This is a genomic window from Pseudomonas helleri, assembly GCF_009600315.1.
Lineage (GTDB): Bacteria > Pseudomonadota > Gammaproteobacteria > Pseudomonadales > Pseudomonadaceae > Aquipseudomonas > Aquipseudomonas helleri_A.
Genome location: NZ_WIWC01000014.1, coordinates 96,046 through 107,748, shown reverse-complemented (window position 1 = coordinate 107,748; position 11,703 = coordinate 96,046). Strand labels below are relative to the sequence as shown.

At 53.4% G+C, this 11,703-nt stretch carries 10 protein-coding genes; 1 reads left to right on the top strand and 9 read right to left on the bottom strand.

The window, feature by feature from the left end:
- Positions 1 to 186: 186 nt before the first annotated feature.
- The 9 genes from msrQ to mrcB all read right to left on the bottom strand — a co-directional run bounded on the left by msrQ (position 187) and on the right by mrcB (position 10,004).
- Positions 187 to 801: a protein-methionine-sulfoxide reductase heme-binding subunit MsrQ gene (gene msrQ, locus GHN86_RS11275; protein WP_153379523.1), complete on the bottom strand. Its 615-nt coding sequence runs from the start codon at positions 799 to 801 to the stop codon at positions 187 to 189.
- The gene (msrP, locus tag GHN86_RS11270) at positions 801 to 1,814 is read right to left on the bottom strand and encodes a protein-methionine-sulfoxide reductase catalytic subunit MsrP (protein ID WP_153379525.1); all 1,014 of its coding nucleotides are present in this window, start codon (positions 1,812 to 1,814) and stop codon (positions 801 to 803) included. Before msrP ends, msrQ begins: the two co-directional genes overlap by 1 nt.
- Before the next feature lie 63 nt (positions 1,815 to 1,877).
- On the bottom strand, positions 1,878 to 2,735 hold the full coding sequence (pssA, locus tag GHN86_RS11265; RefSeq protein WP_153379527.1) for a CDP-diacylglycerol--serine O-phosphatidyltransferase: 858 nt from the start codon (positions 2,733 to 2,735) through the stop codon (positions 1,878 to 1,880).
- Positions 2,736 to 2,877: 142 nt separating this feature from the next.
- Complete coding sequence (gene ilvC / locus GHN86_RS11260) at positions 2,878 to 3,894, bottom strand: ketol-acid reductoisomerase (RefSeq protein ID WP_122783674.1); 1,017 nt, start codon at positions 3,892 to 3,894, stop codon at positions 2,878 to 2,880.
- A gap of 51 nt (positions 3,895 to 3,945) precedes the next feature.
- Entirely contained in the window at positions 3,946 to 4,437 is a 492-nt protein-coding gene (ilvN, locus tag GHN86_RS11255; RefSeq protein ID WP_019410366.1) for an acetolactate synthase small subunit, read from the bottom strand.
- 2 nt (positions 4,438 to 4,439) lie between these two features.
- Positions 4,440 to 6,164, bottom strand: a complete 1,725-nt coding sequence (locus GHN86_RS11250; RefSeq protein ID WP_323369373.1) for an acetolactate synthase 3 large subunit — start codon at positions 6,162 to 6,164, stop codon at positions 4,440 to 4,442.
- Between the two features lie 432 nt (positions 6,165 to 6,596).
- Positions 6,597 to 6,926, bottom strand: a complete 330-nt coding sequence (locus GHN86_RS11245; protein ID WP_153379529.1) for a YqcC family protein — start codon at positions 6,924 to 6,926, stop codon at positions 6,597 to 6,599.
- Entirely contained in the window at positions 6,926 to 7,663 is a 738-nt protein-coding gene (locus tag GHN86_RS11240; protein WP_323369374.1) for a tetratricopeptide repeat protein, read from the bottom strand. The genes GHN86_RS11245 and GHN86_RS11240 overlap by 1 nt, the downstream gene beginning before the upstream one ends.
- Before the next feature lie 16 nt (positions 7,664 to 7,679).
- Positions 7,680 to 10,004: a penicillin-binding protein 1B gene (gene mrcB, locus GHN86_RS11235; RefSeq protein ID WP_153386603.1), complete on the bottom strand. Its 2,325-nt coding sequence runs from the start codon at positions 10,002 to 10,004 to the stop codon at positions 7,680 to 7,682.
- 117 nt (positions 10,005 to 10,121) lie between these two features.
- On the opposite strand from mrcB, the gene GHN86_RS11230 reads away from it, so the two are divergent.
- A complete protein-coding gene (locus GHN86_RS11230) occupies positions 10,122 to 11,678 on the top strand; it encodes an AAA family ATPase (RefSeq protein ID WP_323369967.1) in 1,557 nt (518 codons plus the stop codon).
- Positions 11,679 to 11,703: the final 25 nt, after the last annotated feature.

Genomic DNA, 11,703 nt, shown 5'->3' with positions numbered 1-11,703 from the left:
CGGGAGGCGAATTCTACAGCGTTACACGCTGCTGTCAACACCTCATTTCCTGCTTCGATGACTTGAAGCTGACACCGTCGAAAACCGTACAACTCATTGAATATCAAGGAGTTTTCCGTTTCGACTGCGCCGGAAGTGGGGCGAATTATAGGCCTTTATAATTCCGGGTCAAGCAGTAATCGCTGGTTAAGCTGCTGAATATGGTTTTTTCTTAAATACGCGCGGAATACGGCGCTTCACCGCAGGTATTCGCAAAGCTAGAAGACTGGTCCCTATAAATGCATAGATCGCCCACTCCTTGAGGTCAGCCCGCACAATCCAAAGCATATGCAACAAGCCCAACCCTAAAACCAAGTACACCAAACGATGCAGCTTTTTCCAACGCACGCCTAAACGTTTTTGACTGTAACGATTGGACGTTACAGCCAGTGCCAGCAGACAGAGGAACCCCAAGCTACCGACGATAATGTAGGGACGCTTGCTTAACTCCACACCTAGCTGCGACCAATCAAGCCCAAGAACAAAAAATAGGTAGGCACACAGATGCAGTACAACGTAAGCAAAGCACCACAAGCCAAGCTGTCGCCGAACAGCAATCCACCCTGTCCAGCCAGTAAGCTTATGCAAGGGTGTCATGCTTAAGGTCACCAGCAACAAGATCAGTGCGCCAAGCCCCAGTCGATCTACCAGCACCTTTCCTGGATCTGGCCCCAAGGCAAAACTCCAGGCCTCATACAACCAATACAAAGGCCAGATGCAAACAGTCATGAAAACGCAAAGCCGCCAGAGCAAAAGTCGCATCAATAGTTCTTCCGCAAATCTAATCCACTATATATAGAAGCGACTTCATCAGCGTAACCGTTGAACATTTGGGTATCACGCACGTTGGGACTGAAAAGGCTGCTCGGCAAACGCCGCTCACGCGCCTGCGTCCAACGCGGGTGGTCGACCTGAGGGTTTACGTTGGCATAAAAACCGTACTCATCCGCCGCGATACTCTGCCATGTGGTTTTCGGCTGCTCCTCAACCAGACTGATTCGCACAATCGATTTAACGCTTTTAAACCCATACTTCCAGGGCACGACCAAACGCAGAGGGGCTCCATTCTGATTGGGTAACTCTCGCCCATACATCCCCACCGCCAGAATTGCCAATGGATTCATGGCCTCGTCCAGTCGCAGCCCCTCCACATAAGGCCAGTCGATCAACGCAAAACCCGAGCGCTGACCTGGCATTATCTTGGGATCCTGCAACGTTTCAAAACGGATGTATTTTGCTTTGGATGTGGGCTCAACCTGTTTTAGCAAGGCCGATAACGGAAAGCCCATCCACGGAATCACCATTGACCACGCCTCCACGCAGCGCAATCGATAAATTCGCTCTTCCAACTGATAGGGCTTCATGAAGTCTTCCAGTGCGTACCGACCAGGCTTGCCGACCTCTCCATCCACTACCACCGTCCAAGGCTCCGTTTTCAGCGCCCCCGCATTTTGAGCAGGATCCCCTTTGTCGGTGCCAAATTCGTAAAAGTTGTTGTAGTGCGTGGCGTCCTTATAAGGAGTAATTGCTTCATCTTTTACCGTAACGGCCTGCCATTTGGTTTGAGCAAGCTTTTGGACAAACCAGCTGGGCGCTTTGCCCGGCTCGACATCAGCATATCTGACGGCCTCGTCAGCACTGGACCAACGTGGAAGTACGCCCACAGCCAAGCCTGCAAGCGAACTGCCCAATAATGAACGACGGGATAGATAGAAGGATTCAGGCGTTACGTCCGACTCTTTACTGTCGGACGCTTTAGGCAGCTTGATTAGCATGACAACTCCGTAGTATTGGAGGGCTGATGCACCAATAGACTACGGAGTATGGGAGAAATTACATCACCCGCGGCTTTTGTTACGACGTAAATGCAGCAAGTATTGAATAGGACCCGAAGCGGCATACGCCAAAAAAGCGATCAGCAGAATACGCGGGGGATCGCTAAACACAACGGCAAAGACCAACACCACCGCAAGGATGGCTACAAACGGAACTCGCCCCTTCAAGTCCAGCTCTTTAAAGCTGTTGTACTTGATATTGCTGACCATCAACATGCCAGCAGCTGCAACCAACAGGGCCACCAGGAAGGACATCTTGGACCCCTGGATTCCATAATCACTGAATGCCCAGACGATTCCAGCAACAACACCTGCGGCGGCCGGGCTCGCCAAGCCAATAAAATAGCGTTTATCGGCCGTGCCAACCTGGGTATTGAAACGCGCCAGACGCAAAGCGGCACCCGCGACATAGATAAAGGCAACCATCCAGCCCACCTTGCCCATATCACCCAATGCCCAGCCAAAAGCCAGCAATGCAGGAGCGACGCCAAAAGCGACCATATCGGACAAGGAATCATATTCAGCGCCAAAAGCGCTTTCAGTATTGGTCATACGAGCCACACGACCATCAAGGCCGTCCAACACCATCGCGACAAAAATAGCGATGGCAGCAAATGCAAAATACTTGCTTGCACCAGCAGCATCACCAGCGCTCATAGCACTTTGTGCGCTCATTGAGTTGATGATGGAGTAAAAACCAGCGAACAAGTTCGCCGTAGTGAAAAGGTTTGGCAGCAGATAGATACCACGATGCCGGACCTTACGGCCCTCAGCGTCATGCCCTTCTTCGACATGCTCATCGACAGGCAGCAGGCTATCGGCGTCTGAAGCCGCTTTTGGCTCTTCGGGACGTTCGCTCATGGACATTACCTTGCAACGATATGAAAAGTTTCGATAGAGGCTTGCGGCCAAGACTCACCCGCAAACGATCCTGCTTTATACCAGAAGCGGCCGCTGAAACGAAAAAACGCGGCCGAAGCCGCGTTCTCTTTACGCTTGAAACTTAGTTTTTTGCTTTATCTACGATCTTGTTCGCGCCGATCCAAGGCATCATCGAGCGCAGTTGCTCGCCGATAACCTCGATACCGTGGGCGGCGTTATTGCGACGCTTGGCGGTCATCGATGGATAGCCCGTAGCACCTTCAGAGATGAACATCTTCGCGTATTCACCATCTTGAATGCGCTTCAGTGCATTACGCATGGCTTGACGGGATTCAGCATTGATCACTTCTGGCCCGGTCACGTACTCACCGTACTCAGCGTTGTTGGAGATCGAGTAGTTCATGTTGGCGATACCGCCTTCGTACATGAGATCAACGATCAACTTCAACTCGTGAAGGCACTCGAAGTAAGCCATTTCTGGCGCGTAACCGGCTTCAACCAGAGTTTCAAAGCCTGCTTTAACCAGCTCAACAGTACCGCCACAAAGGACAGCCTGCTCACCGAACAAGTCAGTTTCAGTCTCATCCTTGAACGTCGTTTCGATAATGCCGGTGCGACCACCACCCACGCCCGAAGCGTAAGACAGTGCAACGTTCTTGGCATTGCCCGACGCATCCTGGTAGATAGCGATCAGATCTGGAATACCGCCGCCTTTTACGAACTCGGAACGAACGGTGTGACCGGGCGCTTTCGGCGCGATCATGATCACGTCGAGGTCGGCACGCGGAACAACTTGGTTGTAATGGATCGCAAAGCCGTGAGAGAAGGCCAGTGTCGCGCCTTGCTTGATGTTCGGCTCGATTTCATTCTTGTACAGCGAAGACTGGAACTCGTCCGGGGTCAGGATCATCACGATATCGGCAGCGGCAACAGCACTGGCAACGTCAGACACTTTCAGACCGTGAGCTTCGGCTTTGGCGACAGTCGGCGAACCTTTACGCAGACCAACAGTAACGTCCACGCCGGAATCTTTCAGGTTGCAGGCTTGAGCGTGACCCTGGGAGCCGTAACCAATGATGGCTACTTTTTTGCCCTGGATGATCGAAAGGTCGCAGTCTTTGTCGTAATAAACTTTCATGATTTTCCCTTATATATCCAGGCCATTCGGCCATGTACTACTTAATTAGAGTTAGATGCTGAGTACTTTGTCGCCACGAGCAATACCAGTGACGCCGCTACGCACGGTTTCCAGGATCGATGCAGTGCCAATCGACTGAATGAAACTGTCGAGCTTGTCGCTGGTACCTGTCAACTGCACTGTGTAAACACTGGCGCTTACGTCAACGATCTGTCCACGAAAAATATCCGTGGTGCGCTTGATCTCTGCACGCTGAGCGCCCGTCGCCTTGACCTTGACCAACATCAGTTCACGCTCGATGTGAGCACTCTCTGACAGGTCCACCAGCTTGACCACTTCAATCAGCTTGTTCAGGTTTTTAGTGATCTGCTCAATAACTTCGTCATGCCCCACCGTAGTCAGCGTCAGACGCGACAAAGTCGGGTCTTCCGTCGGCGCTACGGTCAAGCTTTCGATGTTGTAGTTACGCTGGGAGAACAACCCGACAACGCGAGACAGAGCACCGGGTTCATTTTCAAGAAGCAAAGAAATAATGTGCCGCATGATTAAGTACGCTCCGTCTTGCTGAGCCACATGTCGCGCATGGAGCCATCTTTGATCTGCATCGGATATACGTGCTCACTGGTATCAACCTGAATATCCAGGAACACCAGGCGATCTTTCATGGCGAAGGCTTCTTCCATCTTCGGCTTAAGGTCTTTCAGATCGGTGATCCGAATACCCACATGCCCATAGGCCTCAGCCAGCTTGACGAAGTCAGGCAGCGACTCCATATAAGAGTGCGAGTGACGGCTGCCGTAGTTCATGTCCTGCCACTGACGAACCATGCCTAGCACGCCGTTGTTCAAGCTGATAATTTTTACCGGCAGGTCATATTGCAGACACGTGGACAGTTCCTGAATATTCATTTGAATACTGCCCTCGCCCGTCACACACGCAACGTCAGCATCAGGGAAGTTCAGCTTCACACCCATCGCAGCCGGGAAACCAAAGCCCATCGTGCCCAGACCGCCTGAGTTGATCCAGCGATTAGGCTTGTTGAAACGGTAGTACTGAGCCGCAAACATCTGATGCTGCCCTACATCGGAAGTGACATACGCATCGCCTTTTGTCACTTCGCAGAGCATTTCGATCACAGCTTGAGGCTTGATCTTGCTGCCGTCACCTTTGTCATAAGGGAACAGGCCGCGATCACCGCGCCACTCATCAATCTGTTTCCACCAGTGGGCAACTGCCTCAGGATCAGGTTTTTCACCGATGTCCTTAAGGATGGCAACCATTTCGGTCATCACACTCTCTACAGGCCCAACAATGGGCACATCGGCCTTGATGGTTTTGGAGATGGATGCCGGATCAATATCGACATGAATAATTTTGGCATTCGGACAGAATTTGGACGGGCCATTGATAACACGGTCATCAAAGCGCGCACCGACTGCCAAAATGACATCAGCGTTATGCATGGTCATGTTGGCAGTAAAGCTGCCATGCATCCCCAGCATGCCAATGAACTGGCGGTCAGTGCCTGGGTAGGCACCCAACCCCATCAGCGTATTAGTCACTGGCACGTTGAGCATTTTTGCCAGCTCGGTCAGCGGCTCAGAACCGCCACCCAGGATAACGCCGCCCCCCGCGTAGAGAACCGGACGTTTGGCTGCCAAAAGCATTTCAACGGCTTTGCGGATTTGCCCCGAATGCCCACGAACCGCCGGACTGTAAGAGCGCAACTTGGCTTTCTTCGGGAAGACGTACTCGAACTTCTCAGCCGGGTTGGTCATATCTTTAGGGATATCGACAACCACCGGGCCGGGACGACCGGATTGCGCGAGATAGAAAGCTTTTTTCATCACCTCCGGGATTTCGGAGGCATGCTTGATCATAAAGCTGTGCTTCACGATCGGCCGGGAGATACCGATCATGTCGGTCTCTTGAAACGCATCGGTCCCGACCATGGTGCTAGGCACCTGACCGGAAATGATCACCATCGGAATGGAGTCCATATAGGCCGTAGCGATACCGGTAATGGCATTGGTTGCACCCGGCCCGGACGTGACCAGTACGACCCCGGCTTTACCGGTGGCACGGGCATAACCGTCAGCCATATGGGTTGCAGCCTGTTCGTGGCGAACCAGGATGTGGGTCACTTCCGGTTCTTTGAACAGCGCATCGTAAACATGAAGGAGAGCACCACCTGGGTACCCGTAGATATGTTTGACACCTTCGTCGCGCAAAAAGCGGACGAGCATCTCACCGCCAGATAAAAGCTCCACGTTGTTCACCTCTAAAACGCCAGAATACCGCTCACAAAAATACGAACGGGTCTTAATAGGTTTACTTCTCAGCAGAGCATGAGCGACGGTAGTCGCCGACTACGTCAGCACTGACTGAGCAAGTATTGGGAACTCCCCAAGTGTTGCGGGGTTTTCCCACCCAGCGCGAGGTAACGCGTTGCGGGTGTAACAAGTCGGCGCGGGTGTGCGCCTCATGGTCTGCTGAGAGGGTCTGCTTCTGGCAGTCCCTGTACAGCGGTCGTTGGATTCTTGTGTTTCAGCCTCTGCAAGTCAAGCAATAATTGCGCTTTTTTCCAACAAAGCGCATGAGAACTCATAAGAAGCGGGCTTGATGAGGGATAAAACGCGCGCGAATGGCGCAAAGCGGTAGAAATATGCGCTCGACTGCCGGAAAAACCGGCAGCCAGGCAATTAACGAGCGTCGACGATCAGTTGGTCGAACTTTTTCAGCGCAGTGCGCAACCCAAGGCTCTCGAGCGGGCGTTCGGCATACACCATTTCGGCCATTTCGAGGATCCCGGATGCATTGGGCAAAGGGAGATTGTGCTCAAGAATTTGCTTCATTCTGGTTAGAAAAATCCACTGCAGCCATTGGTGGAAATCCAGCGTGTCCACTGAAAAAGGCTCAACACTGCTCAAAGCTTCGGCACTGGGGGCAACATCATCCCACCAGCCCTGCACGCGCAATTCGCGCTCAATCAACAATAACTGGTCGGCAAGGGCCGCTATACGATCGTCCATCAGAGGCTTACCTTGGCTTTTTGACGCGCAGATGCAGCGCCGGCTGCATCACCTTGCTTTTCACGGGCCTGGGCAATCAAACCCCATAGACTCGCCTGCAGGTCGGGACGGCCACTGGCGAAGGTCAGACCGCGGCGGGCAAATTGCTCCGCCTGTGCAGCATCCCCTTGAGCCATGCGCACCTGAGCCAAACGATAAAGCACCTGCGGCTCACGAGGCGCTACTCGCTGAGCCCGCTCAAGGCTCGAAGAAGCGCCGTTCAAATCGCCACTGGATTGCTGTTGTTGCGCAGTTGTCAGCAGCGCCAGCACCGGCCCGTCCAATTGCTCATCGGCTGCCAGAGCACCACTGCTGGATGGGATTCCGCTGGGGCTTACAGGCGCCGGGGCCGTATAGGTCGTGCTCGGTGTGTAACTCCCCGTGCTGATCGGCGCGGAGGCCGGCCCAGGGGTAATCGGCCCCGGCGTAAAAGGTGCGCTGCTTATGGGAGTCGAAACAGCCGCCCCGCCCCCTGGGATCATCACAACGACTCCTGAGTCCTGAGGAATCGCTTGAGCCTGGGCGGCGCGAGTAGCCGTCGCCTGCGGATAATTACTGGCTGTGCGCTGAGCCGATACACGCTCATTGTTTGACACCGGCACACCCGAGTCGACCACAGGGATTGAACCCTGCGGCACACTCGCACAGCCATTAAGCAAAGCAAAGGCTGAAACAGCCGGAATCCACCACTTGTTCACGTCTAATCCTCTTTGCTTAATTCAACCAGCCCTTGACCCAATCCATCACAGCTTCACCCGGCGCAGGTTCCTGCGCGCCACAACTGGCACCAGCTGGCGGCTCACTGCCGCGAATATACGGCATCTGCACCGCACCCGGGCAGTTGGCATCAGAACCTTGACCTGTATGCGGATCAATCCAGGCTTGCACAATGTTATCCGGCTGCGGCATATCCAGAGGTAATGGGTCCGCTTTTTTCATAAAGCTGGTCCATACCTGCAAAGCACCGGTTGCCCCGGTAAACGGCGTTTTGCCGTTATCGTCGCGGCCCAGCCAGACAACGGCCAGCACATCCTGACTAAACCCGGCGAACCAGCTGTCCCGTGAGTCATTACTGGTACCTGTCTTACCTGCCACCGTGAGGCTTCTTGGCAGGACGTTATAGACCGAGCGCCCAGTACCCTCTCGCATCACATGCTGCATGGCATTCTGAATCAGAAAGATTGAAGCCGGGTCAAAACGCTGTTGGATCTGGAATGGATAGCGCTTGAGCGGCTCGCCTTCTGCCGTCAACACACTGCGAATACCGCGCATTGGTGTGTTGAAACCACCGTTGGCCAGCGTCTGATACATAGTCGCCACTTCAATAGGACTCAATGCACCAGCACCCAGCAACATGGAAGGAAACGCAGGAAACTCACGTTCAACGCCCAGCCGCGCCAGCGTTTTAAGCACATTGGGAACGCCGACTTCCTGCCCCAATCGAACGGTGCCCAAGTTGTAGGAGTTCATCATCGACTGGTACAGGAAAACTGTACCGTGCGAGCGGCGGTCATAATTCTGAGGTTTCCAGATTTGACCATCAGCACCTTTAACCGACAGGGGCTCATCTGACAGCCAACTGGTCAATGTGTACTGACTTGGACGCTCTAGAGCGGTCAAATAAACAGCCGGTTTGATCAACGAACCAATTGGACGCACGGCATCCAGCGCGCGGTTGAAGCCCGCATAGCCTTGCATGCGGCTTCCTATCAGTGCTTGAACCTCACCTGTTTCAGGATTGGTCACCACCATTGCAGCTTCAACTTCGTCCGAACCTTTGCGCCCGGACAAACGCTTAAAGGTTTCCCCTACGGCCGCTTCTGCCTTCATTTGCAGGATCGGGTCGAAACTGGTGAAGATTCGCAACCCTTCTTCAGTCAAGTCTTCGTCGCGATAATCCTCACGTAACTGGCGCTTGACCAAATCGAGGAAACCCGGGAATGAGCTGTCAGCCAAGCTGCCCCGCTTGGTCACGCCCAAAGGCATTTTCTTGGCGGCAGCGACTTGCTCCGCCGTAGCAACACCCTGCTGCTCCAGCAAGTCGAGCACCAGGTTACGACGTTCCAGAGCACGCTCCGGATAGCGACGAGGGTTGTAGGCCGAGGGACCTTTTACCATCCCTACCAATAAAGCCACTTGATGCAACTTGAGCTCAGCGAGTGGCTGGCTAAAGAAGAACTGGCTGGCCAGACCAAAACCATGAACTGCACGTTGACCGTCCTGACCAACGAACACTTCGTTCAGATATGCCTCAAGAATCTCACGCTTGTCGTAATGCAACTCAAGCAACAACGCCATCATTGCCTCGGTCAACTTGCGACTCAGGCTACGTTCATTTGTCAGGTAAAAGTTTTTGACCAACTGCTGAGTCAAGGTACTGCCGCCCTGGCGCATTTGCCCGGATGACGTATTGACCCACATGGCCCGGATGATCGACTTCGGCGACACACCAAAGTGGTGGTAGAAATCACGATCCTCAACGGTTACCAGCGTTTCAAGCAGGAATGGAGGCACTTGATCAATATTGATCAAAATGCGGTCTTCAAGGTTTTTAGGGTAAAGACCGCCTACCAGCAAAGGCTCAAGACGGACCACGGGCAGTTTTGTCCCGTTGGTCGACGACAGTTCTGCAACATAATCACCCGAGAATCGCACCCGTACAGGCTGTGCTTTTTCGGCCCCCTCATAAAACTGAAAACCACGGGTATTGAGATCAACTGTGTTGCCATTAACTGCTGCAACCCCGGGGCCATTGACTACGCTTTCGCGGCGATAGCCAAGCGCATCAAGCTCAGTCAGAAAGTCATTTTTGGCCAGTTTTTGGCCGACGAACAGCTCCAGCGGGCGCGCGTAAACCTTGGCAGGAATGGTCCAGCGCTTGCCAGAGAACTTTTCCTGAACAATGGCATCGAGGTACATGGCAAAACCTGCCAGTACAACCAGGCCTACCAGACTGAGCTTAAGAGCCCAGCCCAGCCAGCGCCGAGGGCTACCGGAAGGACGTTTGGAACGGGTGCGAGAAGATCGGGTTCGAGTCATGGCGCGAGATTATACGCACTTTGTTCATGTTCATCATGCGCAGCCCGGCGGTTTGCAGTACCGCTATCAGCAGCCATAATGGCGACCATTATTTTTCTAAACCTTGAAGGATCAACCGTGAGCCAGAACTTGATTACCGCCCTGAAAAACCCGGATCTCTACCCACACGAAGTCGATGGATTTCAGGTAATCGAGACGCACATTTCCTGGGTCATCCTCACCGGCTCCTATGCCTACAAGATGAAAAAACCGGTTAACTTCGGGTTTCTGGACTTCACCGATCTCACTGCTCGCGAGCATTTCTGCAAAGAAGAGCTACGCCTGAACCAGCGCTTGACCGAAGGCCTGTACCTTGAGGTATTGCCAATTACGGGTACAACCGAGGCACCTGTTTTGGGCGGCGAAGGAGCCGCCATTGAATACGTGTTGAAAATGCGTCAATTCCCGCAAAGCCAACTGCTGAGTACGCTGCAAGCCAACGGCGAACTAAATGCCGCTCATATTGATGAGATGGCCCAGCAGATTGCTCGCTTCCACGCTCATGCGCCTCATGTCCCTCTGGAACATTATCAAGGCACTCCTGAAGCTGTAATGGACCCTGTGCTGCAGAATTTCGAGCAAATTCGCCCGTTTCTTTCGGACAAAGCTGACCTGCAACAACTGGATGCACTCCAGGCCTGGGCACAAACGAGCTTTGAACGTCTAAAGCCGCTGCTAAAGAAGCGTAAGGCTGAAGGTTTTATCCGCGAATGCCATGGTGATATTCACTTGGGCAACGCCACCCTGATTGATGGCAAGGTGGTTATTTTCGACTGCATTGAATTCAATGAACCCTTCCGCTTCACCGACGTGTATGCCGACACAGCTTTTCTGGCCATGGACCTTGAGGATCGTGGTCTGAAATCCTTGGCCCGTCGGTTCGTCAGCCAGTACCTGGAACTGACCGAAGATTATGAAGGACTGGAGCTGCTGAACTTCTACAAAGCCTACCGCGCGCTGGTGCGCGCCAAAGTCAGCCTGTTCAGCATGCCTGCAGAAGCTAGCCCTGTTCAACGGGCCGCCACTCTTCGCCAATACCGCAACTATGCCAACTTGGCGGAGAGTTACAGCACCATCCCTTCCCGCTTTCTTGCAATTACCCACGGGGTGTCTGCTGTCGGCAAAAGTTCCGTATCCATGCGTCTTGTCGAGTCGTTGGGAGCGATCCGTATACGTTCTGATGTAGTTCGCAAGAAGCTGTTTGGTAATCAAGAGTCTGAAAATGCTGTAGGTGCAGGTATTTATAACGCTGAGGCTAGCGCTGTTACCTACACTAAACTTCACGAACTGGCTGGGATCGTCCTCCGTGCAGGTTTCCCGGTCGTACTCGATGCTACCTATCTCAAACGTGCGCAACGTGATGCCGCTGCGAAAGTAGCGGAAGCAACGGGGGTCCCTTGCCTGATACTGGACTGCACCGCCCCCGATGCCGTCATTGAAGGCTGGCTGGCCCATCGCAGAGCCATTGGCAATGATCCGTCCGATGCAACACTGGAAGTGGTCAAGGCTCAGCAGGCTAGCCGGGAACCGCTTGGGGCAGATGAAATCTTGCACAGCAAACGTGTTGAAACCCACAACAGTAAAAGCCTCGACAACCTGATTGCTGACATCCGTCAGCGCTTGCCAGGCCTGTAAGTGCGCGGGAGCGCCGTTAAACACT